The sequence below is a fragment of the Exiguobacterium sp. SH5S13 genome, from assembly GCF_004337085.1.
Lineage (GTDB): Bacteria > Bacillota > Bacilli > Exiguobacteriales > Exiguobacteriaceae > Exiguobacterium > Exiguobacterium aurantiacum_A.
Window position 1 is genome coordinate 46,000 of record NZ_SJUS01000014.1, and the last position, 25,465, is coordinate 71,464.

General features: G+C 53.6%; 23 protein-coding genes and 1 other RNA gene. 20 read left to right on the forward strand and 4 right to left on the reverse strand.

Annotation, left to right across the window (positions count from 1 at the left end):
- Positions 1-90 precede the first annotated feature (90 nt).
- From EVJ30_RS08755 to EVJ30_RS08830, 16 genes are all read left to right on the forward strand, one after another.
- Positions 91-1,275, forward strand: a complete 1,185-nt coding sequence (locus EVJ30_RS08755) for a phosphoglycerate kinase (RefSeq protein ID WP_070328702.1) — start codon at positions 91-93, stop codon at positions 1,273-1,275.
- 18 nt (positions 1,276-1,293) lie between these two features.
- Positions 1,294-2,046 carry a triose-phosphate isomerase gene (tpiA, locus tag EVJ30_RS08760; protein ID WP_070328703.1) on the forward strand — a complete coding sequence of 251 codons (753 nt, stop codon included), beginning with the start codon at positions 1,294-1,296 and terminating at the stop codon, positions 2,044-2,046.
- On the forward strand, positions 2,047-3,585 hold the full coding sequence (gpmI, locus tag EVJ30_RS08765) for a 2,3-bisphosphoglycerate-independent phosphoglycerate mutase (RefSeq protein WP_070328704.1): 1,539 nt from the start codon (positions 2,047-2,049) through the stop codon (positions 3,583-3,585).
- A gap of 33 nt (positions 3,586-3,618) precedes the next feature.
- Positions 3,619-4,911 carry a phosphopyruvate hydratase gene (gene eno / locus EVJ30_RS08770; protein ID WP_131455853.1) on the forward strand — a complete coding sequence of 431 codons (1,293 nt, stop codon included), beginning with the start codon at positions 3,619-3,621 and terminating at the stop codon, positions 4,909-4,911.
- A 424-nt stretch (positions 4,912-5,335) separates the two neighbouring features.
- Positions 5,336-6,217: a UTP--glucose-1-phosphate uridylyltransferase GalU gene (gene galU, locus EVJ30_RS08775; protein WP_131468796.1), complete on the forward strand. Its 882-nt coding sequence runs from the start codon at positions 5,336-5,338 to the stop codon at positions 6,215-6,217.
- 21 nt (positions 6,218-6,238) lie between these two features.
- Entirely contained in the window at positions 6,239-7,447 is a 1,209-nt protein-coding gene (locus EVJ30_RS08780) for a glycosyltransferase family 4 protein (RefSeq protein ID WP_236636069.1), read from the forward strand.
- A complete protein-coding gene (locus EVJ30_RS08785) occupies positions 7,444-8,781 on the forward strand; it encodes a glycosyltransferase (protein WP_201739071.1) in 1,338 nt (445 codons plus the stop codon). The genes EVJ30_RS08780 and EVJ30_RS08785 overlap by 4 nt, the downstream gene beginning before the upstream one ends.
- A 55-nt stretch (positions 8,782-8,836) precedes the next feature.
- The gene (locus EVJ30_RS08790) at positions 8,837-9,724 is read left to right on the forward strand and encodes a YitT family protein (RefSeq protein WP_236636067.1); all 888 of its coding nucleotides are present in this window, start codon (positions 8,837-8,839) and stop codon (positions 9,722-9,724) included.
- Positions 9,725-9,797: 73 nt separating this feature from the next.
- Entirely contained in the window at positions 9,798-10,022 is a 225-nt protein-coding gene (gene secG, locus EVJ30_RS08795; protein ID WP_012726902.1) for a preprotein translocase subunit SecG, read from the forward strand.
- A gap of 102 nt (positions 10,023-10,124) precedes the next feature.
- A complete protein-coding gene (locus tag EVJ30_RS08800; RefSeq protein WP_070328793.1) occupies positions 10,125-10,865 on the forward strand; it encodes an alpha/beta hydrolase in 741 nt (246 codons plus the stop codon).
- A gap of 16 nt (positions 10,866-10,881) precedes the next feature.
- Entirely contained in the window at positions 10,882-13,296 is a 2,415-nt protein-coding gene (gene rnr, locus EVJ30_RS08805; protein ID WP_131455861.1) for a ribonuclease R, read from the forward strand.
- Positions 13,297-13,344: 48 nt separating this feature from the next.
- Complete coding sequence (gene smpB / locus EVJ30_RS08810) at positions 13,345-13,815, forward strand: SsrA-binding protein SmpB (protein ID WP_070328710.1); 471 nt, start codon at positions 13,345-13,347, stop codon at positions 13,813-13,815.
- A gap of 49 nt (positions 13,816-13,864) precedes the next feature.
- Positions 13,865-14,220, forward strand: a transfer-messenger RNA (tmRNA) gene (gene ssrA / locus EVJ30_RS08815).
- 127 nt (positions 14,221-14,347) lie between these two features.
- Complete coding sequence (locus EVJ30_RS08820; protein ID WP_131455862.1) at positions 14,348-14,503, forward strand: alcohol dehydrogenase; 156 nt, start codon at positions 14,348-14,350, stop codon at positions 14,501-14,503.
- A gap of 332 nt (positions 14,504-14,835) precedes the next feature.
- Positions 14,836-15,549: a DUF6904 family protein gene (locus tag EVJ30_RS08825; protein ID WP_131455864.1), complete on the forward strand. Its 714-nt coding sequence runs from the start codon at positions 14,836-14,838 to the stop codon at positions 15,547-15,549.
- A 228-nt stretch (positions 15,550-15,777) separates the two neighbouring features.
- Positions 15,778-16,737, forward strand: a complete 960-nt coding sequence (locus tag EVJ30_RS08830; RefSeq protein ID WP_131455866.1) for an HNH endonuclease signature motif containing protein — start codon at positions 15,778-15,780, stop codon at positions 16,735-16,737.
- 52 nt (positions 16,738-16,789) lie between these two features.
- Here EVJ30_RS08830 and EVJ30_RS08835 read toward each other — a convergent pair whose 3' ends face one another.
- Positions 16,790-16,981, reverse strand: coding sequence for a hypothetical protein (locus EVJ30_RS08835; RefSeq protein ID WP_131455868.1), 192 nt, complete (start codon positions 16,979-16,981; stop codon positions 16,790-16,792).
- Positions 16,982-17,118: 137 nt separating this feature from the next.
- Between EVJ30_RS08835 and EVJ30_RS08840 the strand changes: the two genes are divergently transcribed.
- Together EVJ30_RS08840 and EVJ30_RS08845 are read left to right on the forward strand one after the other, a co-directional pair.
- Positions 17,119-18,528, forward strand: coding sequence for an NAD-dependent epimerase/dehydratase family protein (locus EVJ30_RS08840; RefSeq protein WP_131455870.1), 1,410 nt, complete (start codon positions 17,119-17,121; stop codon positions 18,526-18,528).
- 152 nt (positions 18,529-18,680) lie between these two features.
- Positions 18,681-20,225, forward strand: a complete 1,545-nt coding sequence (locus tag EVJ30_RS08845; protein ID WP_236636068.1) for a SulP family inorganic anion transporter — start codon at positions 18,681-18,683, stop codon at positions 20,223-20,225.
- Here the strand turns inward: EVJ30_RS08845 and EVJ30_RS08850 are convergent.
- Both EVJ30_RS08850 and EVJ30_RS08855 read right to left on the reverse strand, forming a co-directional pair.
- On the reverse strand, positions 20,222-20,551 hold the full coding sequence (locus EVJ30_RS08850; RefSeq protein WP_070328717.1) for a YolD-like family protein: 330 nt from the start codon (positions 20,549-20,551) through the stop codon (positions 20,222-20,224). The genes EVJ30_RS08845 and EVJ30_RS08850 overlap by 4 nt on opposite strands.
- Complete coding sequence (locus EVJ30_RS08855) at positions 20,548-21,843, reverse strand: Y-family DNA polymerase (RefSeq protein ID WP_131455874.1); 1,296 nt, start codon at positions 21,841-21,843, stop codon at positions 20,548-20,550. Before EVJ30_RS08855 ends, EVJ30_RS08850 begins: the two co-directional genes overlap by 4 nt.
- A gap of 253 nt (positions 21,844-22,096) precedes the next feature.
- Between EVJ30_RS08855 and secA2 the strand changes: the two genes are divergently transcribed.
- On the forward strand, positions 22,097-24,460 hold the full coding sequence (secA2, locus tag EVJ30_RS08860; RefSeq protein ID WP_131455876.1) for an accessory Sec system translocase SecA2: 2,364 nt from the start codon (positions 22,097-22,099) through the stop codon (positions 24,458-24,460).
- A 1-nt stretch (position 24,461) separates the two neighbouring features.
- A complete protein-coding gene (locus EVJ30_RS08865; RefSeq protein WP_131468800.1) occupies positions 24,462-25,271 on the forward strand; it encodes an SLAP domain-containing protein in 810 nt (269 codons plus the stop codon).
- Between the two features lie 105 nt (positions 25,272-25,376).
- On the opposite strand, the gene EVJ30_RS08870 is transcribed toward EVJ30_RS08865, so the two are convergent.
- On the reverse strand, positions 25,377-25,465 hold an 89-nt coding region (locus EVJ30_RS08870; RefSeq protein WP_131444302.1), incomplete at its 5' end, for an IS3 family transposase.

Sequence of the window (25,465 nt, forward strand, 5' to 3'; positions counted from 1 at the left end):
ACTAAATAGAACCAAATAGGAGCGGAAACAAGAGATTGTTCTCCGCTCTATTTATGAAATTTAAACGCACGACATATGGAGGCGAAGTTTATGAACAAAAAGTCTATTCGTGACATCGATGTAAAAGGGAAGCGCGTCTTTTGCCGCGTTGACTTCAACGTTCCAACTAAAGATGGCGTCATTCAAGACGAGACGCGGATCCAAGCAGCTATTCCGACGATCAAGCATTTGATCGACGGCGGCGCGAAAGTCATTTTGGCGAGCCACCTCGGCCGTCCAGGTGGCGAGAAGAACGAAAAATACTCGCTCGCACCGGTTGCAAAACGTCTAGGTGAACTACTCGGCAAAGACGTCCCGCTCGCTGAAGAAGCGTACGGTCCAGTTGCAGAAGAAGCCGTTTCAAAACTTGGTGAAGGTGACGTCGTCGTTCTCGAAAACGTCCGTTTCTACCCTGGTGAAACGAAAAATGATCCAGAACTCGCTAAAGGCTTTGCGGCGCTCGCTGACGTCTTCGTCAACGACGCGTTCGGTGCGGCTCACCGTGCCCATGCCTCGACGGAAGGGATCGCGCAAAACGTCGACACGGCGGTTGCTGGTTTATTGATGGAGAAAGAACTTGAAGTGCTCGGCAAAGCGCTCTCGAACCCGGATCGCCCGTTCACGGCTATCATCGGCGGTTCGAAAGTTGCTGACAAGATCGGGGTCATCGACCACCTTCTCGACATCGTTGACACGCTCATTATCGGTGGCGGACTCTCGTACACGTTCTCGAAAGCACTCGGGAACGAAGTCGGAACGTCACTCCTTGAAGAAGACAAGCTCGACCTCGCTCGTGAGTTCATGAAAAAAGCAGAAGATAAAGGCGTGAAGTTCTTGTTGCCGGTCGACGCTGTGATTGCGAAAGAATTCGGCGAAGAAACATACGTCGGACCAGTCGATATCGACTCGATCCCTGCGGATCACATGGGTCTCGACATCGGACCGAAGACGGTCGAAATTTACGCGGAAGCGATTCGCGAATCGAAACTTGTCGTTTGGAACGGACCGATGGGCGTATTCGAACTCGATAAATACGCTAACGGAACGAAAGGTGTCGCTCAAGCACTCGCAGACAGCGACGCGTATTCAATCATCGGTGGTGGCGACTCAGCCGCGGCAGCAGCCAAGTTCGGCCTTGCTGACAAGATGAGTCACATCTCAACTGGTGGCGGCGCTTCACTCGAATTCATGGAAGGCAAGAAACTTCCAGGCGTCGAAGCGTTGAACGACAAGTAAAACTGAGGAGGATTATCGATGCGTAAACCGATTATTGCAGGTAACTGGAAAATGAATAAAACTCTCTCGGAAGCGGTCGCTTTCGTAGAGGAAGTTAAAAACAATATCCCGTCAACGGACAAAGTTGACGCGGCGATTGGTGCACCAGCAGTATTCTTAGCCCCAATGGTAGAAGCGGCTAAAGGATCGAACTTAAAGCTTAGTGCGCAAAACATGTACGACAAAGACAGCGGGGCATACACAGGTGAAACGAGCCCGGCGATGATCGCCAACCTCGGCGTCACTTACGTCATCCTTGGACACTCGGAGCGCCGTGAATACTTCGGCGAGTCAGATGCGTTCATCAACAGCAAAACGAAAAAAGCGTTCGAACACGGTCTTACGCCAATCGTTTGTGTCGGTGAAACACTTGACGAGCGCGAAGGCGGCAAGTTCGAAGAAGTCATCAAGACGCAAGTCGAAGGTGGCCTCGCCGATCTTTCAGCTGACCAAGTCAAACAACTCGTCATCGCGTACGAGCCAGTTTGGGCAATCGGTACTGGCAAATCAGCGGACGAAGCAGACGCGCAAAGCTCATGCAAATACGTTCGCGACGTTGTAAAAGGCCTTTACGGTGAAGACGTGGCGGCTGCGGTTCGCATCCAATACGGCGGTTCAGTCAAACCTGAGAACATCAAGGAGTATATGGCTCAAGAAGACATCGACGGCGCACTCGTCGGCGGTGCCTCACTCGAAGCTGCTTCGTTCCTCAAGTTGTTGGAGGCGATTTAAATGGCAAGACCTGTCGCCCTTATCATCTTAGATGGTTTCGGTATGCGGAACGAAACGTTCGGTAACGCGGTCGCTGCGGCGAACAAACCGAACTTCGACCGTTACTGGGAGACGTATCCACACACGCTGTTAAATGCGCAAGGTGAGTACGTCGGTCTCCCGGAAGGTCAGATGGGCAACTCGGAAGTCGGTCACTTGAACATCGGTGCCGGCCGGGTCGTCTATCAGTCACTTTCACGCGTCAACAACGCCATCAAAGACCGGTCGCTCTTCGACCGTCAAGCGATGAACCATTTGGCGGGACATGTGAAGAAGTATGATTCAAGCCTCCACATCATGGGGCTCGTCTCAGACGGTGGGATCCATTCCCACATCCAGCACATGTTCGCCATCGTCGAGTTCGCGAAACTCCACGGCATTGAAAAAGTATTCATTCACGCTTTCACGGACGGCCGTGACTGTGATCCGAAATCAGGTGCAAGCTTCCTCGAACAGACGGAAGCGAAGCTCGCTGAACTCGGTGTCGGTCAAGTCGCTAGCGTGTCTGGACGTTACTATGCCATGGACCGCGACAACCGTTGGGAACGCGTCGTAAAAGTTTACGACGTCCTCGTCAACGCGAAAGGCGAAGTCGGAACGAATGCGGTCGACGTGCTCAACAAGTCGTACGCAGACGGTTTGACAGATGAGTTCGTCTTGCCGACGGTCATCGAGAAAGACGGTCAACCGGTCGCGACGATCAAAGACAACGACGCGATCATGTTCTTCAACTTCCGTCCGGACCGGGCGATCGAACTCGCGAAAGTGTTCAAAGAGAAGACAGGCTTCAAAGGGTTCGAGCTCTCGAGCGCGCATCCGGAGAACGTCTTGCTCGTCTCGATGACGAAATTCTCGGATGAGATCGATACGGATATCGTCTTCCCGCCGGAAGATTTGAAAAACACGCTCGGCGAAACGCTCGCCGCGCAAGGGTACAAACAGCTCCGCGCCGCGGAAACTGAGAAATACCCGCACGTCACGTTCTTCTTGAACGGACAACAAGAAACACCGTTCGAAGGTGAAGATCGCTTCCTCGTCCCGTCGCCGAAAGTAGCGACGTACGACTTGAAACCGGAAATGAGCGCATACGAGCTCACAGAAGGTCTTCTCGAGCGCATCGAATCAGACACGTACGACGCGTATATCATCAACTACGCGAACCCGGACATGGTCGGCCATTCCGGTATGCTTGAACCGACGAAAAAAGCGGTCGAAGTCGTCGACGAATGCCTCGGTAAAGTAGTGGACGCACTACTCGCCAAAGGCGGCGCGGCGATCATCACGGCGGACCACGGGAACGCTGACCTCGTCACGAACCCGGACGGCTCACCGATGACGGCCCATACGACAGAACCTGTACCGTGTATCGTCACGAAGCCAGGCGTTGAACTGAAACCAGTTATGAAAGGTTCGCTTTGCGACCTCGCGCCGACGCTCTTACACCTCCTCGGAGGAGAGCAACCGGCTGAAATGACCGGTACGTCAATCGTTAAGAAGTAAACTACATTTTCCAAACAAAAAGGAGCGATTTTTATGTCAATGATCACAGAAATTTACGCACGCGAAATTTTGGATTCACGCGGTAACCCAACAATCGAAGTAGAAGTATTCACAGAAGACGGCGGCTTCGGTCGTGCCCTCGTCCCATCAGGCGCATCAACTGGTGAGCACGAAGCAGTAGAGCTTCGCGATGGCGACAAGTCACGTTACCTTGGTAAAGGCGTACTCAAAGCCGTTGCTAACGTAAACGACACAATCGCACCTGAACTCATCGGCTACGATGTCTTCGACCAAAACGCACTCGATGCGAAAATGATCGAGCTCGACGGTACGAAAAACAAAGGTAAACTCGGCGCAAACGCGATCCTCGGTGTCTCAATGGCAGCAGCACACGCAGCAGCAGACGAGCTCGGCCTTCCACTTTACACGTACCTCGGTGGATTCAACGCGAAGACGCTTCCAACTCCAATGATGAACATCATCAACGGTGGTTCGCACGCTGACAACAACGTTGACTTCCAAGAGTTCATGATCATGCCTGTAGGCGCGCCAACGTTCCGCGAAGCGCTCCGCATGGGTGCAGAAGTATTCCACGCCCTCAAATCAGTTCTTTCTGGTATGGGTCTTAACACAGCTGTCGGTGACGAAGGTGGTTTCGCACCAAACCTTAAGTCGAACGAAGAAGCGATCACAGTTATCCTTGAAGCGATCGAAAAAGCTGGTTACAAAGCTGGCGAAGACATCTACCTCGCAATGGACGTTGCATCGTCTGAGTTCTACGACAAGTCGACTGGCAAGTACGAACTCGCTGGCGAAGGCAAGTCAATGACAACTGCTGAGCTCGTAGACTTCTACGCTGAGCTCGTTGACAAGTACCCAATCATCTCAATCGAAGACGGTTGCGACGAAAACGACTGGGACGGCTTCAAATTGCTTACTGACAAAATCGGTCACAAAGTTCAGCTCGTTGGGGATGACCTCTTCGTAACGAACACTGAGAAACTTGCTGAAGGTATCGAAAAAGGCATCTCGAACTCGATCCTCATCAAAGTTAACCAAATCGGTACGCTCACAGAAACATTCGACGCGATCGAAATGGCTAAAAAAGCTGGCTACACAGCAGTTATCTCGCACCGTTCTGGTGAAACAGAAGATGCGACAATCGCTGATATCGCAGTTGCGACAAACGCTGGCCAAATCAAAACTGGTTCACTCTCGCGTACAGACCGTATCGCGAAGTACAACCAACTTCTCCGCATCGAAGACATGCTCGGCGATGTAGCGAAATACGACGGCATCAAGTCGTTCTACAACCTCAAAAAATAATTGATTGATTGTTTCAGGTCCGCCTTATGGCGGGCCTGTTTTTTGTTGTCGACACTTCATCCGACGGTGGGACGCTTTCCTGGGGTGATGCGGATGCCTCCGCAGCGCCTTCGCGCTTTACGGGGTCATCCTTGCATCACTCTCCCCAAGGAGTCGCCCACCGTCTGATTCCGTTGACGTCAACTCGGACCGGTTATTTAAGCGTTGGATGCGAGTAACAACGAGACGAATTTATGTTCCAAGTGACACCGTCCGAGCGGCACTGCTAGATTGCCTGCAGACAACAGCGGCGGCGCCGGGTGGCTTGTACACACGTATGGACGATTGAAAATGGTCGTGACATGTGTCACGGCCGTTTTGAGCGTGCGTGAAAGTCGGATTTTTGGGTATAATCATCTACATAATGATAAAAGGGGATAGGTCCATGAAACGTGTACGCAAAGCCATCATCCCAGCCGCTGGTCTCGGCACGCGCTTCTTGCCGGCGACGAAGGCGATGCCAAAAGAGATGCTCCCGATCGTCAACAAGCCGACGATCCAGTTCATCGTCGAGGAGGCGGTCGCCTCAGGGATCGAGGACATCATCATCGTGACCGGGAAGAACAAACGTGCCATCGAGGACCATTTTGACCGGGCCATCGAGCTCGAACAAAACCTCGAGTCGAAAGGGAAGACCGAGCTGCTCGAGTCGGTCCGCCACTCGTCAAACCTCGCCAACATCCACTACATACGCCAACAGGAGCCGAAAGGACTCGGCCACGCGATTTGGTGTGCCCGCAAGTTCATTGGCGACGAACCGTTCGCCGTCCTTTTGGGCGATGATATCATCGAGGCGGAAGTGCCGGCGACACGCCAGCTCATCGAGCAGTACGAGATACATGAACGCTCAATCATCGGGGTCCAACGTGTCCCGTATGAAATGACGAATCGATATGGTATAATTGACCCGCTTGCCGTCGAAGGGAAGCTGATCCCGGTGCGGACGTTCGTTGAGAAACCGCCCGCCGGGGAAGCACCCTCGAACCTCGCCATCCTCGGTCGCTACATTTTGACGCCTGACGTCTTTGAGGCGTTATCGGCCCAAGAAATCGGTACCGGGGGCGAGATTCAATTGACGGACGCCATCGCGCGCTTGAACGAGGCGCAGACGGTGTTCGCCTATGAATTTGACGGCCGTCGCTATGACGTCGGGGAACCGATCGGCTTCATCGAAGCGACGATTGCCTACGCGCTTCGCGACCCAGATTTAAAAGCCAACGTCCATGAGCTGTTAAAACGGTTCGTGGACGAACTCGAACAACAGTAAGGTGTGTTATTTTTGAAAACAATGTTAATGGTGTGTCAAAACTATTATCCGGAGATCGGCAGCGCCGGCAACCGGATGCAAAATATTACGCATCTCATGAAAGAACGCGGCTACGAAGTCGAGGTCATCACGGCCGCGCCGTCGTATCCGAACTTCAACTTGTATAAAGACGACCGGTTCTGGAACGACGTGGAGCTGAACAACCAACCGTTCATCAAGCGGTTGATCACGAAACAGCGCAAGCATACGTCGAACATGTTGAGCCGGCTCGCCTTGTTCCTCGAACAGATGATCAAAGGTGTCGCCGCCGTCAGAGCACTCGATACGAAACCGGATGTCGTCTTCGCGACGACCCCGTCTTTTTTTATGGCGTTCGTCGGGGTGTATGCGAAGCGAAAACATGTCGTCCCGTTCGTACTCGACGTCCGTGACCTGTGGCCGGAGTCGGTCAAAGGTGTCGGTGTGTTCAAGTACGACTGGATGCTCACGCCCGCGTTTTGGTTCGAGAAGCGGCTCTACAAGTCGGCCGATGCGATCATCATCAACTCGGAAGGCTTCCGCAGCTATTTGCGCCAACGCGGTGTCGATAACGGCATGATCCACTATATGCCGAACTCGATCCGTGTGAGCGAGCGCAACTTGGAGCGGACCGTTCCCGAAGACGACCGGATGGAGATTTTATACGCCGGCAACATGGGGCTCGCCCAGGACGTGTCGCTGTTGCTTGAACTCGCGGAGCGGTTCCGCGACGAGCCACGCGTCCACTTCAAGCTGATCGGTTACGGTTATCGGAAGAACGAATTGAAAAAAACGATTAAAGCCCGCGGGTTCAAGAACTTCCTCTTCCTCGAGGCGATGCCACGGACGGAGGCGTTCCAAGCGATCAAAAATGCCGACGTCGCGTTCGTCAGCCTGATCGACCAAGACGTGTTCGACACGGTCATCCCGGGTAAACTGATTGATTATATGGCGGTCGGCAAACCGATCGTCGCGGCGGTGTCAGGCCATGCGGCGAATGTCATCGAAGCGGCGGAAGTCGGCTACGTGTCACGGAAGCGTGATATCGATGAGATTGAACAGTCACTCCGGACATTGCTCGATCGCCCGGACCTGCGCGACAAGTTCGGGGCGAACGGCATCCGTTACGTGAAAGACAACCTGTGCTGGGAAAATAATATACACGTCCTCGACGACGTGATCGAAAAGTTATTGATGGAGGAACAACGATGAAGGTATGTATGTTTGTTTGGAACCACTTTACGAATGACGCCCGTGTCCTTCGCGAATGCTCGGCGCTCGCCGAGGCGGGGTACGAGGTCGACTTGATCGCCTTGCAAGACCCTAAAAATAAAGCACTCCCGGCCGAAGAGATGCGCCCAGAAGGTTTCCGCGTCATCCGTGTGAAACGTCAACCGTCGATTCTCGTCAACGGGATGAAGGCGTTGAAATCAGTCCGGACGTGGGTGTCGGAGAAGAAGACGCGCCAACTCGGGGCCGGTCTCGTCGGGGCGGGATTAGTCATCCTCGCGCCACTGACGATGCTCGGTCTCGGCGCGGCAGCGGGTGCGATTTTGCTCCCGCCGGTCCGTAAAAACATCGTCAACGCGAGCGCGATGCTCGAGATGGTGTTCGCCTCGACGAAGAAGTCGTACGACTTCTATCACGCGAACGACTTGAACACATTGCCGCAGGCGTTGATCGCCGGCAAACTCGTCAATAAAGGCAAGATCGTCTACGACTCGCATGAGGTCCAGACCGACCGGACCGGTTACGGCTACATCCAAAGTAACCTCGAAGGCTGGTTGTTGCCATACGTCGATTCGATGATGGTCGAGAACCATACGCGTGCGGCGCACAACGAAGAGTTGTACGGTTTCTATCCGTACGTGCTCCATAACTATCCGTTCTACCGTCCGCTCGACTTCTTGCTCCGGAAAGACTTGCACGCCTTGCTCGATTTGCCAAAAGACGAGAAGATCTTGCTCTATCAAGGCGGCGTCCAAGCGGGACGCGGTCTCGAACAACTCGTCTTGGCGGCGAAAGACTTTAAAGAAGGCACGCTCGTCATGATCGGCGACGGGAAACTGAAGCCGGTCATCAAACAGATGATCGAGGACGAAGGCGTCAGTGACCGCGTCAAGATGATTGATAAAGTACCGGTCGAGGCGTTACCGTACTACACGATGAACGCATATCTCGGTTTCCAGGTCTTGAACAACGTCTGCTTCAACCACTACTCGGCGTCATCGAACAAGCTGTTCGAATACTTGATGGCCGAAGTGCCGGTCGTGTCGTGTGACTTCCCTGAGATCGAACGTGTCGTCGCCGGCAACGACGTCGGTGTCGTCGTCGACTCACACGATCCACAATCGATTGCGGAGGGCGTCAACCGCCTGCTCGAAGATCAAGAACTTTACGCCCGTGTCAAAGAGAACACGAAGACGGCGCGTGAGAAATATAACTGGGATTTGGAAAAAGAGGCACTCTTGAACGTCTACGAAAACGTCGCAGACCGCAAGTTGCCGATTATGAAAGACGGTGCGCCAAAGCCAGTACAACGTTAAGACTGCGGCTTTTGCCGCGGTCTTTTTTATATGCAAAATGGAAAGGGGATTTTTTATGAAACGTCAGCAACAACATCTTTTGCGTCAACAAGTTTGGCAAAAACTCCAATCGATCTCATTGAAGGACATCGCCTGGATCATCGCCGGGTCGTTCATCCTCGCCTTCGGGGTCAACTACTTCACCGTCCCGAACGCCTTCTCGGAAGGCGGCCTGCTCGGGGTCACGATCATCTTGTACTACTTGTTCGGTTGGGACCTCGGCTTCACGTCGATCGTCGGGAACGGCCTGTTGTTCATCGTCGGCTATAAGTTGCTCGACCGCCGGACGATGGTCTATTCGGTCGTCGCCGTCGTCGCGACGTCGTTCTTCCTCAGCTTGACCCATAACTGGGGCAGCCCGGCCGAGGATAAACTGCTCGCGGCGATTTATGCCGGGATCTTGATCGGTGTCGGCATCGGCATGGTGCTCCGCGTCGGCGGGACGACCGGGGGCGGGGTCATCATCGCCCGGCTCATGGAGCGCTATCTCCACATGAGCGTCGCCGTCTCGATGTTCATCATCGACGTCATCGTCGTCGGGGCGTCGGGCTTTTTCCTCGGGGAACAAGTCGTGCTCTATACGCTCATCGCCATCATCATCGGCTCGTGGGTCATCGACCTCGTCGCCGAAGGGTTGAACATCCGGAAAGCCGTCACGATCATCAGCGACAAGCACGAAGAGCTCGCCGCCGTCTTGACGGAGACGCTCGGCCGCTCGGCGACGATCATCCACGGTCACGGCCATTATTCGAAGCAAGATAAGAACATGTTGTACATGATCGTCGACAAGCGCCAAGTCGGTCCGCTCAAGAAAATCGTCGAAGTGACCGACCCGCGTGCGTTCGTCGTCATCCACCAAGTGAAAGAAGTGATTGGGGAAGGGTTCAGCTACCCATCCCGTTAATTTGAAAGCTGGCGTTTTTATCACAACTTCTATATAATAAGAAGCGTGTAAAAAGAAGGAGGAACTGACTATTATGCAAACGATCGCTACAATCAGCCTGCTCGTCGTGGCTGTTTTATTGATTGTCGTCGTACTGCTCATGTCAGGTCGGTCGCAAGGTCTTGGGGCGATTGCAGGTGGCGCGGAGCAGTTGTTCGGCCGCCAGAAAGCACGCGGCTTTGACGCTGTTTTGAACCGAACTGCAGCTGTACTAGGCACATTGTTTTTCATTTTAGGATTACTAGTCGCATCACTATGATGAAAGGCTGATCGTTCTCGGTTTTTACGTGAGGCGGTCAGCTTTTGTTTTTTTGCATTATTTTTTGGGAATAATGGAAGGTATGAGGAGTTGACTTGGACGATGAAAGTGAGTGCACCGAAACCGTTCTTCTTCGAAGGCGGACCACGTGCCGTGTTAATGTTGCATGGCTTTACAGGATCGAGCGCGGACGTCCGCATGCTCGGTCGTTTCCTACAAAAAGAAGGCTACACGTGCATGGGACCCCAGTACCGGGGACATGGCGTCCCACCAGAAGAGTTGCTCGAATTTGGACCGAACGACTGGTGGCAGGACGTCCAAGACGCCTACCAGGCGTTGAAAGACAAAGGCTACGACGAAATCGTCGTCTGTGGCCTATCGCTCGGCGGCGTCATGTCGCTCCGTCTCGCTTCAGAAGCGAGTGTCAAAGGTGTCGTGCCGATGTGCGCACCGACTGAAATCGATGCCGAGGACCGATTGTATAAAGGAGTCCAGGCGTACGCCCGAGAATATAAATCAAGGGAAGACAAATCGACCGAACAAATCGAACGGGAGATGGCGGACTTCAAACCGATGCCGACACTCACCGATTTACGTGCGTTCGTCGAGGAGACGACGTCTCGGCTCGAAGATATCTTCGTACCGGCGCTCGTCATCCAAGGAGCGAAAGACCGCATGGTCGATCCTCAATCTGCACACGAGATCTACGAGGCGATCAACGCGTTCCAAAAAGAACTGCTCATGTACGAGCATTCGGGACACGTGATCACCCTCGACAAAGAAAAAGAGAAACTGCACCAGGACGTGCTCGATTTTCTCGAAACGTTAGACTGGTCAGTGTGAAAAAGGAGGTGTCACGTTGAATTTACGTGACCAACTACTAGAAATCATCCAGGCAAGCGACAAAGCGCTGACTGTAGACCAATTGACCGAGCGTCTCGCGCTCGAGTCGACGGATGCCTTTAAAGAGCTCATCCGCACCTTGAACGAACTTGAAGCGGAAGGCTTGATCGGCCGGACGCGGACGAACCGTTACGGCACGCTCGCCGTGCTCGGCCAAGCGGCCGGGATCATCTCGATCCACCAACGCGGCTTCGGCTTCTTGTCGGTCGAAGGCGAGACAGAAGACGTGTTCTTGCCACCGGACCAATTGAAAGACGTCTATCACGGCGATACGATCCTCGTCAAAAAACGCGAGGACAACCGCGGCAAGACGGAAGGCGTGTTGCTCAAAGTATTGAAGCGCGGCCTATCTGAATTTGTCGGGACGTACACGCTCCCGAGCGGTCGCCTCGACCAGTTCGCCTTCATTGAACCGGACGACAAACGCATCAACTTCTGGCCGATCGTCAACACAGACAAATCGCTCGGTGCCGTCGAAGGACACAAAGTCGTCGTCCGCATCACGAAGTATCCGGATGGACGTTTCGCCGGAGCGTGTGACGTCGTCCGTATCATCGGACATAAGAACGACCCTGGCGTCGACATCTTGTCGATCGTCTACAAGCACGGCATCCCGACGGAGTTCCCGGAAGACGTCATCGACCAGGCGAACGCCGTGCCGGAAGAGGCGGACGAGAAAGACTTCATCGGCCGTGTCGACCTGCGTAACGAGACGATCTTCACGATCGACGGCGAAGACGCGAAAGACTTGGACGATGCCGTCCACGTCAAGAAACTGAACAACGGCAACTATGAGCTCGGTGTCCACATCGCCGACGTGTCACACTACGTCAAGGAAGGCTCACCGCTCGACGTCGAGGCGTTCGAGCGCGGGACGAGTGTATATCTCGTCGACCGCGTCATCCCGATGCTGCCGCACCGCTTGTCGAACGGGATCTGTTCGCTCAACCCGCACGTCAACCGTCTGACGCTCAGCTGTGTCATGGAGATCTCGCCGCAAAACGGGAAAGTCGTCAGTCACGAGCTGTTCCCGAGTGTCATCAAGACGACGGAGCGGATGACGTATACGAGCGTCCGTGAGATCATCGAACGTGACGACGAGGAGACGCTCGCACGCTACGAGCCGTACATCGGTGAATTCGACCTCATGGCCGAACTCGCCGAAGTGCTCCGTTCGCGCCGTAACTCGCGCGGTGCCATCAACTTCGACTTCGCCGAGGCGAAAGTCATCGTCGATACGGAAGGGAAAGCAGCCGATATCGTCTTGCGCCCACGCTCGGTCGCCGAGAAGTTGATCGAGGAGTTCATGCTCGCGGCCAACGAGACGGTCGCCGAACACTTCCACAAGATGGACGTCCCGTTCATCTACCGTGTGCACGATAACCCGAAATCAGACAAGCTCGATTTCTTCTTCGACTTCGTCGCCAACTTCGGCGTGCATATCGAACGCTTCAAAGGCCAAAAAGTCGAACCGAAGACGCTTCAGAAGATCTTGAAAGCGATCGAAGGGCAGCCGGAAGAGCCGGTCATCAGCACGATCATGTTGCGCTCGATGCAACAGGCGAAGTATGACGATGTCTCGCTCGGTCACTTCGGTCTTGCGACCGACTTCTATACGCACTTCACGTCGCCGATCCGTCGTTACCCTGACTTGATCGTCCACCGTCTCATGCGGACGTACGCCTTCAACCAGGACTTGTCGGACAAGACGATCGCCAAGTACGAGGAACGTCTCAGCTCGATCGCCGAACAGACGTCGAGACGCGAACGTCGCTCGGTCGACGCTGAACGGGAGACGCAAGCGCTCAAGAAAGCCGAGTACATGGAGTCACGTCTCGGTGAAGAGTTCGACGGTGTCGTCAGCGGCATCACGAACTTCGGGATGTTCATCGAGCTCCCGAACACGATCGAAGGGCTCGTCCGTCTTCAAACGATGGATGATTACTACCACTTCGACGAGTCACAGCTCATGTTGCTCGGCGAGCGGACGAAACGTCAGTTCCGGATCGGTGACTCGGTCCGGGTCAAAGTCGACGCCGTCAACCTAGACGAGCGCACGATCGACTTCACGGTCGTCGGCATGCCGAAACGGGAACAGACGCGTCGTCGTCAACCGACGACGATCAAAGCGACGGAAGGTCGTCCGAAGAAAGACGATAAGCGCGGTGGACGCGGCCGTGACGACAAACGTCCGAAACGCGGCAAGCCAGGCAAGCCTGGACAACCGGGAAAACCGGGCCAAGCGAGCAAGCCGAGTAAGCCAGGCGAGAAGCCGAAATCGTCGCAAGGACGTTCGGCGCTTGATCTGAAGAAACAAGACGGTCAAAAACGAACAGGCGACGCGAAACGCGGAGCGAAGAAACGTCGCTGACGGGAGGGGGAGACTCCTTCCGTAATTTGATATAAAGGACTGAGTAATATGGCCAAGAAGAAAGATTCGAACGCGCTCGCGCAAAACCGAAAAGCGTCCTTCGATTATGCGATCGAAGATACGATTGAAGCCGGCATGGTGTTGACCGGGACCGAGATTAAATCGGTGCGCCAATCGAAGATCAACATCGCCGACGCGTACGTCCGCTTTGACGGTGGCGAGGCAACGCTTCACAACTGTCATATCAGCCCGTTCGAGCAAGGGAACCGGTTCAATCACGAGCCGCTCCGTATCCGAAAGCTATTGTTGCATAAAAAACAAATCAACCAGCTCATCGGCGCACAAGGCCGGGACGGGTATACGATCATCCCGCTCAAAGTGTATCTCAAGAACGGCTTCGCTAAATGTCTCCTCGGCATCGGGCGCGGGAAGAAGAAGTATGACAAGCGCGATGACTTGAAGAAGAAAGACGCGAAGCGTGACGTCGACCGGGCACTCCGGGACCGGCAAAAATACTGACAGCGAGACCTGATTGTGGTATAGTAGTGATAATACCAATTACCACCTCGGGGACGTTATGGATTCGACGGGGGTAGGTCGGTCGTATGTGGCGTGTCGAGGGGTCGGCCTCGTTAAAACGCAAACGCCTATAACTGGCAAAACTAACACACAACTCGCAGCAGCCTAAGTGCCCTGCGGATCCTGACATCCATCGCTTGTGTGGATGATTATCAGGGTCTCAAACTAAGCAAGCTACGCTTCAACCTCGCCGTCTGAGGGCGCGAAGAAGAGATGAATCAGACTGGATGCGACAACGCCTGTTTATCGGCAGTGTCACATTGAGATCCAATAGATAAACTACACACGTAGAAGCATGCGTTACGATGCCTTCGGACGCGGGTTCGACTCCCGCCGTCTCCATTTTTAAGCAGTCTACAGTGACTGGAATCAACGATTTTTACTGAAAACCTTCTAATTTCATTGAGATTAGAAGGTTTTTTGATTTTAACGGAGCACGTCAATCACAATGAAATGAAAGCAGGTGAATCAAATGGGAAAATATCAATTAGACAACAAAAGTAAAGTAGCTGCTGCAAAGTATCAAGACGGTAAAAAACCAACTGTTCCGAATAAAAAAGAGAAGATTAATCAGATTCGAGAAGCCTATTTACAGAAGAAAAACGACAAGAAACAGTCTGGTGAATGATCAGAAAGTTTAGCTGACTTCAAGTGTTATGCTATAAGAAGTTGAAATAAAAGAAGAGGATCATTCGTGCGTATTTTTGCATGGGTGGCCCTCTTCTTGTTTCTCTTTTTACCCATCAGATTCGAAATGAACTAAACCTAGAATGATAGACACTTGATAAAAAGTATTTAGTTTAGCTTTTCATTTATTTAGAGTATTCATGCATAACCATTTAGGTTTTGAACTAATTGATTGAATAAATTATTTCAATATTCTTTGAATTCATTGCATGGTAAGCTAGTTCTATCGAGCTTTTCATAATACTTTTTTTACCTAGATAACGGAGGGATTGGATGTTACAGGCATCACACACACCTAATATGACTGGTGTTTTACTTTCGGGGGAACCAGAAGATTTTAGAATTCTATACGATTCATTACATAAGATTGTTGGAAATGTAGGCGATGAATTAGAGAATGAATCGGCAATTCGAATTTTAGGCGTTTGTTACGATATTAGACATACGTTTATGGGGAACCGTAATGCAACCTATATAGAACATGGATTTAGTGATGAGCAATTAGCCTTTTTATCGCTTGTAGGGCCAAAACAAAATTTGAATCTTGCATTTGAAACACTATGGCCAGAAATGCTTTACGTTGTCTTTTCATTAGAAACATTTATTAGAGATTATCAGAAAACTTCAAAGGCCACTATTTGGGATCCGCATGTTACACAGGCGCGTATTTTGCAATCTGCAATTTTTAAATTGGTGGAAGAAACGGTTACATCAAGACAGTTCACAAGCTTTAAAAAATGGATTACCGAAAATAGTGTAGAGAGTATTTTATTTACGCAATATATTGATTACTTAAACAGTAAGTGGAACGAGATGGATTTAGAGAAACGCAAAAAGAATTTTAATATTTTCGCGAAACGAACATGTCAGCTAACCCCAGATTATGAGCGCCAAAAAAGGCTGGTTATAGAAGCAGCAATCGAGCATAGGTGTCATCCTTCAGAAATTCATTTCCCATCTGAATTTTATAGTCATCTGGAGTGGTAAGTGCTATTTGAAATGATATTTTGTCAAATTAAGCATCAAATACCCTTCGCGAAAGCTTCGTGGCAGCTAAACTATTTGTCACGGTTTGTTCGAACTGTCACCGTATGTTGCATTGAGTGAGACCATGGTTATCGATTGAAAAGTTGTCATCTATTTTACAATACGATCCTTAAAACGAATTGAATCTGTTTATCTACAATTAGTTAGTTCTGAAAAGTGGTGAACATAATGGGCTGGAATTTAGAAATCGCTGAAGCGAAAAGCGAGTATTTAACAGAAACCGACTTATGGCGCTATACACAACAATTTCTCATGAACGCGACACATACGACGACGTACAAGCATATGCTCATGAAGGCGTTGCTCGAATGCACGACCGAATTAAGCGATTCCGGTGTGGTGACGTTCCAGCAAATTTCGAGGCATGTGACGAAGATGTATTGGAATTTGATTGTGACGAACGGGTTGCGACAAGTGAATCAAATTGGGAAATTGAGCTCGGTCGAAAAAACGATGCTCACGTTTCAAGCGACACACGAAATTCCGTCCACTTGGAACTTTGACCGCCTGCCGGATGAGCAGCAACAACAATTGACTCGGAACGTGAATCAGTTTTATAAGAAGTATGTGTATGGCTCGTTCTATACTGCGTTCGATGGGACCATCTATTCATTTAATCGGAAAGAAGAGTGGATCAAACTCGTGCCAAGCTATATCGTCTTTTTTGAAAAGTACAAGCGAGTATTGATGAACGTCACGAACTATCAACTCGCTGTCTTCTTAGAAAAATACAATACGCGCGAGGCGATGGAGCAGATTTTGAGTAAAATTGAGTTCGTCTCGGCACGAAAATCGCTCGATGAGTTTAAGCAAATCTTACTCAGCCACGGTCATCCCGTCTGTTTTTATTGCATGAAGCCGCTGAGACAGATTCATGTCGACCACTTTATCCCGTGGTCATACATGCAGAATGATGTATTATGGAACTTTGTCTTGGCATGCCCGAGTTGCAACACGAGTAAAAACAACCGAATGGCGAAAATTGATTATCTGTATGCGCTTGTGGAACGAAATCAGGAGTTGCGAGTGGCCGAGCAGATGAGCACGTATAAAGAGACCAAACTGATTCATCTGTATGACTATGCGGTCCAAAATGGGTTTGAAGCCAACTGGGCACCGAAAACATAAAACGAGTCGAACCTTCCTAAACAGGTTCGACTCGTTTACGTTTATTTGATCCTCACCACAAGTTGAATAGATCCGCAACAATCGCAGCACTTCCATCTTGGAACATGAACAAGCCGAGCGCGATCAACAGACCTCCGATGATGAGTGTGCCGAACCGCATGAGCGCGTTCGTGTTCTTTTTAAATAAACCGCGAATCACGAGCCATCCACCGATCAACAGCATCAAGAAATACCAAAAGCCCATAGCCAGTCCTCCTCTGCCTGTATTTGAGTCTAGTTTACATAAATTTTCCAGTACATACTGTCGGGCGCGCGACTGATTTAATCTCAGCCTAAGACGGGTACATTACCTCTATGTGCAAATGAAGGGGAGTGACCACTATGCGAAAAACCATCGTCATCGCGGGCGCGAGCGGCTATATCGGCTCGAACGTGATGGAGCATTTAAAAGAAGAATATGACATTATCGCCTTGTCTCGCTCGACGAAAAACAAGGAAGACGAGGACCACATCACATGGCGGTCGTGCGACTTGTTCTCGTATGAACAGACGCGCGAGGCGTGCGAGGGAGCGGACTATGCGATGTTCCTCGTCCACTCGATGATCCCGGACGGCGGGTTGACGCAGGCGACGTTCGAAGACATGGACGCGCTCATCGCTGACAACTTCGCCCGGGCAATGAGCGCGAACGATATCGAACAGATCGTCTATTTGAGCGGCATCATCCCGAAAGAGTCGAAGACGTTGTCGCGTCACTTGAAGAGCCGACTTGAAGTCGAACGCATCCTCGGCGGGCAAGGCGTGCCGGTGACGACGATCCGGGCTGGGCTCATCATCGGTCCGGAAGGCTCGTCGTTTCCGATTCTCGCGAAACTCGTCAAACGACTCCCGGTCATGATCCTCCCGAACTGGACGAAGACGGAGACACATCCAATTGATTTGCGAGAAGCGGTCCAAGCGCTCATCTCGGTCGTCGGGGCCGAGTCGTTGTACGACCATCATATCGACATCGGTGGTCCGGAAGTGATGACGTATCGGAAGATGATCGAAGATACGGCTGACGTCATGGGCAAGCGTCGCGTCATGATCGACTTCCCGTTCCCGACGATCAAGCTGTCACGGCTTTGGGTCATGGCTGTCACCGGTGAGCCGAAAGACACCGTCTATCCGCTCGTCGAGAGCATGGATCACGCCATGGTCGCCAAAGACACGGACGGCGTCAAGCAAGGTGAGATCCCGTTCAAGGAAGCGGTCGAACACGCGCTCGAGGAAGAAGAGAAGCAGAAGTCGGCCGGCAAGACGAAAAAAGCGCCACAACAGTATACGGTCCGCTCGATCCAACGCTTCGGTCTGCCGGACGACAAGTCGGCTGCCTGGATGGCCGACGAATATTTCGAATGGCTCGGGCGGATCGCGTATCCGCTCATCCAGACGACGAAAGAACAGGATGATTGGGAGATCGCGCTTTTGCGCCCATCACTCGTCGCACTCCATCTGTCGCTTGAAGATGCGGCGACGGACGACATGGCATCGTTCGAGATCGACGGGGGACTGTTCGCGAAGCTGACCGAGGACGACAAGACCGGCCGCCTTGAGTTCAGGCGACTCCCGGACTCGAACGAGGGGCTTATCGCCATCCATGAGTTCGTGCCGGCCATGCCGTGGTGGTTCTATACGAAGACGCAGGCGAAAGCCCATCTCGTCGTCATGTGGCTATTCGGCCGCCACGTCCGTTTGCTCGGGGAAGAGTCGGACGAGGGTGACCAAGTCGTCGAAGCACCGACCAATTAATGAAGACGTGTCCATCGCGTGATGGATACGTCTTTTTGGTTTGTCGATTATGTTAACGTTTCGCCGGAGTCGTTTACAAAGAGCGGGGACAGGCGTAAACTGAACTCGTTTTCGACCTAATGGAAAGAAGGAATGCAAGAATGGACAACTTCATGACAACACGAGAGGCGTGGCAAAAAGACATCTCGGCAGGGATCACCGTCGGGGTCGTCGCCGTTCCGCTCGCGATGGCGTTCGCGATCGCCTCGGGCGTCGGACCGGTGTACGGGCTCTATACGGCCATCATCGCCGGCATCATCGTCAGCCTGTTCGGGGGCTCGACGTTCCAAATCGCCGGACCGACCGGCGCCTTCATCCCGATCGTCTCGGGCGTCATGCTGGCGCACGGCTACGAAGGGCTGCTCGTGACGACGTTTCTCGCCGGGATTTTGCTGTTCCTCATGAGCGTGCTCCGCGTCGGCCGGCTCATCCGCTTCATGCCGCGCGCCGTAACGATCGGCTTTACAGCGGGGATCGCCGTCGTCATCTTCGTCGACCAGCTCGATGAACTGCTCGGCATCACGTTCGAGAAGGCGCCGCACTTCCATGAGAACGTCCTAAAACTCGTCACGTCGCTCCCCGAGGCGAGCCTCTGGCCGATCGGTATCGCCGCCATCGGCTTCTTGACGCTCTGGCTCGTCCCGAAACTACCGGTCCGGTTGCCGCTCTTGCTCATGGCGATGCTCGTGCCGACGTTTATCAGCCTCGTCATCCCAGGCGAGGTCGCGACGATCGGCAGCGCCTACGGAGGCATCCCGAGCGGACTGCCTGACTTCAACTGGCTCACGATCGATCTCGATTTGATCGCGACGCTGCTCCCATCGGCGTTCGCCATCGCCTTCCTCGGGGCGCTCGAGTCGCTGTTGTCAGGTGCGGTCGCGGACGGCATGGCCGGCACGAAGATGAACCCGGACAAGGAACTGTTCGGGCAAGGGCTCGCCAACGTCGTCGTCCCGTTCTTCGGCGGCATCCCGGCGACAGGTGCGATCGCCCGGACGGCGACGAACATCCAAGCAGGGGCCGTCAGCCGCCGCTCCGGTGTCATCCACGGGTTGACGGTGCTCCTCGCCGTACTCGTGTTGGCACCGCTCGCGAGCTACGTCCCGCTCGCCGCCCTCGCGCCGATCTTGATGCGCGTCGCTTGGAACATGTCGGAGCGGCACCATGTCTTCGAGATGCTCAAACATCGCTCCGCCGAGTCACTCGTCTTGCTTGTCACGCTCGGCCTGACCGTCTTCGTCGACCTCGTCGTCGCCGTCGAGGTCGGGGTCATCTGTGCGCTCGCCTTGTTCGCGAAACGGATGGCCGATACGATCGACGTCCGCGAACAGACGGAACGTTACGTGACGCGCGACGGCCAAGTCGTCTTCAGCGTCGAAGGGCCGCTCTTCTTCGGGGCGATCGAGATGTTCGAGCACGTCCTGCAACAGATTCATAATGAGCCCGACGTGTTCATCTTCAACTTCCATCGCTGTCCGGTCATCGATGTGACGGCGGTCGAAGAAGTCCGCCGGGTCGTCCGGGAACTGAAAGCGGCGGAGCGTCGTGTCGTCTTCGCCCACTTATCGGAACCCGTGCGGCAGACGCTCGATCACTATGGCGTCCTCGACGGGATTGCGACGTTCGAGACGACGCAAGACGCGATTGACGCGTCTTAACGGACCGACAGGATGTGGCTGAACGGGATGCGGCGCACGTCCGTGTCGAACAGTTCGACTTCGCGTTCGGCGTAATAGATGGCATGAACGTAGCCACGCACGGAGCGGGCGAGACCATCCTCGAACAACGTCAGTTCGACTTGGTCGCCTTCCCGGATGGCCCGTTCAAGTTCGGTCTGCCACAGATAAAGGAGTTGCTCGTCGATGTCGGGCAGCTCGATCTTTTGGACGTGGGCGTAATATTTTTTGAGCAGCGCCACGTGTTCGGGCATGAGAAACGGGATCCACTTCAATTCACCGCGGTCTTTGTAGCGGGTCTGGCTCATGACGGTTCACCTCCTTGTTTATGTCCGCCGATCAGGCGTTGCCGTGTGCGGAGCGGACTGTCTTTCAGCAGACTCGAGGCCGGACGGATCGTGCCGCGGCCGAAGCGGACGTTCAATTGATCGACGAGGTCGAGGAAGTCGAACCGACGGGCCCGGGCCCATTCGTCCTCGAACAACGACAGCTGGACGTGGTCGCTCCGGGGCTCGAGCTTGCCGAGGGCGACCGAGACGTAACGGACCGCCTCCGTCTCGTTCCACGCCTCAAGAAACAGTTGGAACAGGACCGGCAAAAACTCACGCTCGTCCGCTGTGAAGCGGGCGAGCTTTTTTTGTTTGCTGAAGCCGCGCTGCTCGCTCGTCCGAGTGTAGCGGACACCGAGATGGATGCTGCCGCCGACGAGTCCCGACTGCCGCGTCCGCATCCCGACCTCGACGGCGATCGCCTGCAAGACGAGTCGGATCGAACTTTCCGTCGTATAGTCTTTCATGAGCGTGATGCCGTGGCCGATCGTCCGGGGCCGTTGGCGTTTCGCCCCGAACAGCGAACTCGCCGGCAGGATCGTCGGCGACTCGTCGATGCCCCAGGCGTGGTGCCACAGCTCGGCGCCGATGACACCGAACTTGTCGTGCAACACGTCGAGCGGATAACGGGCCAGGTCGCCGATCGTGTCGATGCCGAGCCGATGGAGATGGACCGCCATCTTCGCCCCGACGCCCCACATCTTCTCGATCGGCGCCGGATGGATCAATCGTTCGACGTCGTGGAGGGCACAACTGGCGACACCGGTCGTTTTGCCATGCAAGTCGAGGACGAGTTTGGCGAGGACGTTGTTCGGTCCGATCCCAATCGTGACCGGGACGCCGGTGTAGCGGAAGACGGTCGAGCGGATGAGGCGGGCGACGTGGTCATCGTTCCCGAACAAGCGCTCCGTCCCCGTCAAGTCGACGAGCGTCTCATCGACCGAGTAGACGCGGATCGCCTCAGGCGGTGCGAACTGGTGCAGGATGTGGACGATTTGCACCGATACGTTCAAGTAGTGGCTCATCCGGGCCTCGGCGTAGAGGACGTGCCGTCGTTCATGCCAAGGCAGGCGGTCGATGTGAAAGCGCCGGGAGCCGGTCTTGATGCCGAGCCGTTTCAGCGGCGGGGTCGCGGCGAGGACGAGGGCGCCGCTGTCCTGTAAGTTCGATAAGACGACGAGCTTCGCCTTGTACGGGTTCAAGTTACGGGCTGCGCACTCGCAGCTGGCATAAAATGAGACGCTGTCGACACAGAAGATCCGCCGGCGCATGATTCCATCTCCTTTTTACGAACAAATGTTCTGTTTTTCTTATCGTATCACGGTCTCAAACCGTCTCAAATAGAAAAATGAAAATAAACTTGTAAATATATTTTGAAATTTACCCAATTTTTATAGGAATTTCACAATTTAAAAACCATCTTTTAGGAAGTTTTCGTAAAAAAGTCTCCGAAATGAGCAAAATTTCGCTATAATAGACGGGTATGGATTTGACAATGACTGTGAACTAAATGGAGGCTACAACGTGATTCAGTTTGTAAAGCAATTGACGAATGACCAGAGCCGGCGCTTGAAAGGCTATCAGCGACGCGTCGACCGGATCAACCAATTAGAGACAACGATGCAGGCGCTCTCGGACGACGAGATGCGCACATATACCGAAACATTGAAAGCAAAAATCGCCGACGGCGCCAAAGTCGATGATGTCGCCGAAGAAGCGTTCGCCCTCGTCCGTGAGGCGGCGGTGCGTGTCTTAGGCATGCGTCACTATGACGTCCAGCTCATCGGCGGGTTCGCCCTCCTCGAAGGGAACATTTCCGAGATGCCGACCGGAGAAGGGAAAACGCTCGTCGCCGCGCTCCCGAGTTACGTCATAGCACTCGAAGGCAAAGGCGTCCACGTCATCACCGTCAACGAATATCTCGCGACGCGTGACGCGAAACAAATCGGGCAGATCCACGATTTCCTTGGTCTCTCGGTCGGGTTGAACGTTCCTGAGATGGAACAGAGCGACAAGCACGCTGCTTACCAGGCCGACATTACATACGGCGTCGGGACCGAGTTCGGGTTCGACTACTTGCGTGATCACTTGGTCGGGTCACCGGAAGAGCGCGTCCAGCGCCCGTTCCACTTCGCCATCATCGATGAAGTCGACAGCATCTTGATCGACGAGGCGAAGACGCCGCTCATCATCGCCCAAAAAGACCGCTCGCACATCCGCTTGAAGGAGTTGGCGCAACGTGTCGTCACCGAGCTCGACGAGGCGGACTACGAAGTCGACCTCGAATCGAAATCGACGGCGCTCACTGACTCCGGAATCTTGAAAATCGAAGACATGTTCGCGGTCGACAACTTGTTCAGCGCCGAGCATCAAGTGCTCTATCACTACCTCGTCCAAGCGCTCCGGGCGAACGTCTTGTTCGAACTCGACGTCGACTATATCGTCAAAGAAGACAAAATCGAGCTCATCGACTTGTTCACGGGACGGATCATGGAAGGACGCAGTCTGTCGGAAGGGCTTCATCAGGCGCTCGAGGCGAAAGAAGGCGTCACGATCACCGAGGAGAACAAGACGACGGCCGAGATCACGATTCAGCATTATTTCCGGATGTATCCGCTCATCGGCGGTATGACCGGGACGGCCCAGACGTCTCGCCAAGAGTTTTTGAAGACGTACAACATGGACGTCGTCCAAGTGCCGACGAACCGGCCGCGTTTGCGCGAAGACAACCCGGACCGTATCTTCATGACGGTCGACCAAAAGTATGCGGCCGTGACCGACAAAGTTGTCGAGCTGCATGAGACGGGACGCCCGGTGTTGATCGGCACGACGTCGATCGCCCAGTCCGAGGCCATCAGTAAGCACTTGTCGAAACAGCGGATTCAGCATGAGGTGTTGAACGCGAAGACGGTCACGCAAGAAGCGGACATCATCGCCGACGCCGGACGCTTCGGCAAAGTGACGATCGCGACGAACATGGCCGGTCGCGGGACCGATATCATGCTTGACGCGAAATCGAAAGAAGTGGGCGGCTTGTTCGTCATCGGGACGGAACGCCATGAGTCGCAACGTGTCGACAACCAGCTCCGCGGTCGTTCGGGACGTCAAGGCGATCCCGGCGCGACGCAGTTCTTCGTCTCGCTCGAAGATGAGATCGTCAAACGTTACGCGATCCAAAAACTGGAGCGGATCGAGAAGAAACTGAAGCCGGACGAACGTGGCGAAGTGTCCGCAAAAGACGCGGCTGACGTCATCGAGTACGCCCAGACGACGATCGAAGGACTCGGCGTCTCGATTCGGGACTACTTGTTCAAGCTCGACGACGTCTTGAACGAACAACGGAAAATCATCTACACGATCCGCGATCAGGCGGTCAACGCCGACGCTGCGGCGATCACGAACAACGTGCTCGGCATGATGCATCTCGCTTTAGCGAACAGTATCGACATGCACGTCTCGGACGAGCTCGTCCCAGAAGAGTGGCCGCTCGACGAGTTGAAGACAGACCTCGTCTACTTGACGACACGCGAGCCGGTCTGGTCAGATGAGATCGCCGACTCGTTGGAATTGAAGGCAGAGCTTGCGCCGTGGATCGACGACATCGTCAAAACGGCCGAGGCCCGTCTTCAAGCCGAGGAAGTCGTCACGTTCGTCAAAGAATCACTGTTACGGGCGTTGGACGGAAAATGGACGGACCACCTCACGACGATGAGCGGATTAAAAGAAGGCATCGGACTCCGCAGTTATGGGCAGGAAGACCCGAGTCGTCAGTTCGGTAAAGAAGGATTTGAGATCTTCGAACAGACGTATGTCAATATTGCCCGTGAAGTGACGACGGAAGTATGTCAGCTCGACCGCTATTTCGTCACGCAATTGGAGGAGGAGTAATATGTTAGGGTTTCGTAAACGTAAACAGATCGATACAGGGAAGACCGAGACAGGGCGTCAACTGACGCTCGTAATCGACAGCGACATGGGGATTCCGAAAGAAGACGAGTACATGTTCCGCTATCATGCGAAGCGGCTGCCGGCGCTCCTCGACAACCAGTTGTCGATCGAGCTATTGCACGCTGAAAACTTGATGGGCGGGTTGTCGCTCGTCGCCTTGTTCCGGAACACGCTCCCGAGCTCGTTCGAAGTCAATGAATTGCCGGTTCTCCTCTTGAACAAAGACAACGTCCCGCTCGGGCGGAAAGTATTGAGCCGCGTCGACCTTCCGAGCTTCGAGCCGTGGACGAGCAAACCGGTCTATTTGGACTTTTTTGCAGATGAACTGTTCGGCGAGTTTGAAGCGGAAGAACTGACGTCGATGCGACTCGTCTTCCAAATGAATCCGATCGATCCGTTACAGATGCTTCTAGATGAGGAAGTCGAACAATTTTCGAACACGGCGTGGCAACAGCTCCGTCGCACGAACGTGTCGACACCGCCCGTCGGCGAGAATGAGTTCAATTTGATGCTCGTCTCGGTCGAAACAAGTGAGACGAACGTCACGGCGACGTTGCTTCTCCGTAACGGCTACGAGCATGAACTGAACGTCGAACAGTTACCGCTCGAACTCGTGAGCGGGGACGAAGCGATCGCGAACACGACGATTCGCTTGAGCGAGCCGGTCCAAGGCAAACACGCCTATCCGGTGCAGGCGACGTTTGAAGCGATTGAAGTGACAGGGCCGTTCACGGTCCGCATCAAACAATAAGGAAAAGCCCAGGTTCTCTAAAACTGAACTGAACCCCGAATGATGGACACTTGAAAAAGTGCCTCACTTGAACTGAACCAAAAAAGTTAGACACTAAATAATTTGTCAGGCGACTTCGAGAACCTGGGTCCGGTATTCCACCGGGCTCAGGTTTTTTAGTCGTTTCTTGATGCGACGATGATTGTAGTACTCGA

Excerpts from the sequence above, each read along its gene's own strand:
- secG (WP_012726902.1), top strand. The coding sequence starts at position 9,798 with ATGCAAACGATCGCTACAATCAGCCTGCTCGTCGTGGCTGTTTTATTG.
- tpiA (WP_070328703.1), top strand. The coding sequence starts at position 1,294 with ATGCGTAAACCGATTATTGCAGGTAACTGGAAAATGAATAAAACTCTC.
- EVJ30_RS08845 (WP_236636068.1), top strand. The coding sequence starts at position 18,681 with ATGACAACACGAGAGGCGTGGCAAAAAGACATCTCGGCAGGGATCACC.
- galU (WP_131468796.1), top strand. The coding sequence starts at position 5,336 with ATGAAACGTGTACGCAAAGCCATCATCCCAGCCGCTGGTCTCGGCACG.
- EVJ30_RS08800 (WP_070328793.1), top strand. The coding sequence starts at position 10,125 with ATGAAAGTGAGTGCACCGAAACCGTTCTTCTTCGAAGGCGGACCACGT.
- EVJ30_RS08865 (WP_131468800.1), top strand. The coding sequence starts at position 24,462 with ATGTTAGGGTTTCGTAAACGTAAACAGATCGATACAGGGAAGACCGAG.
- EVJ30_RS08780 (WP_236636069.1), top strand. The coding sequence starts at position 6,239 with ATGTTAATGGTGTGTCAAAACTATTATCCGGAGATCGGCAGCGCCGGC.
- EVJ30_RS08835 (WP_131455868.1), bottom strand. The coding sequence starts at position 16,981 with ATGGGCTTTTGGTATTTCTTGATGCTGTTGATCGGTGGATGGCTCGTG.
- EVJ30_RS08820 (WP_131455862.1), top strand. The coding sequence starts at position 14,348 with ATGGGAAAATATCAATTAGACAACAAAAGTAAAGTAGCTGCTGCAAAG.
- eno (WP_131455853.1), top strand. The coding sequence starts at position 3,619 with ATGTCAATGATCACAGAAATTTACGCACGCGAAATTTTGGATTCACGC.
- gpmI (WP_070328704.1), top strand. The coding sequence starts at position 2,047 with ATGGCAAGACCTGTCGCCCTTATCATCTTAGATGGTTTCGGTATGCGG.
- EVJ30_RS08785 (WP_201739071.1), top strand. The coding sequence starts at position 7,444 with ATGAAGGTATGTATGTTTGTTTGGAACCACTTTACGAATGACGCCCGT.
- EVJ30_RS08830 (WP_131455866.1), top strand. The coding sequence starts at position 15,778 with ATGGGCTGGAATTTAGAAATCGCTGAAGCGAAAAGCGAGTATTTAACA.
- EVJ30_RS08840 (WP_131455870.1), top strand. The coding sequence starts at position 17,119 with ATGCGAAAAACCATCGTCATCGCGGGCGCGAGCGGCTATATCGGCTCG.
- EVJ30_RS08755 (WP_070328702.1), top strand. The coding sequence starts at position 91 with ATGAACAAAAAGTCTATTCGTGACATCGATGTAAAAGGGAAGCGCGTC.
- smpB (WP_070328710.1), top strand. The coding sequence starts at position 13,345 with ATGGCCAAGAAGAAAGATTCGAACGCGCTCGCGCAAAACCGAAAAGCG.
- EVJ30_RS08855 (WP_131455874.1), bottom strand. The coding sequence starts at position 21,843 with ATGCGCCGGCGGATCTTCTGTGTCGACAGCGTCTCATTTTATGCCAGC.
- EVJ30_RS08850 (WP_070328717.1), bottom strand. The coding sequence starts at position 20,551 with ATGAGCCAGACCCGCTACAAAGACCGCGGTGAATTGAAGTGGATCCCG.
- EVJ30_RS08825 (WP_131455864.1), top strand. The coding sequence starts at position 14,836 with ATGTTACAGGCATCACACACACCTAATATGACTGGTGTTTTACTTTCG.
- EVJ30_RS08790 (WP_236636067.1), top strand. The coding sequence starts at position 8,837 with ATGAAACGTCAGCAACAACATCTTTTGCGTCAACAAGTTTGGCAAAAA.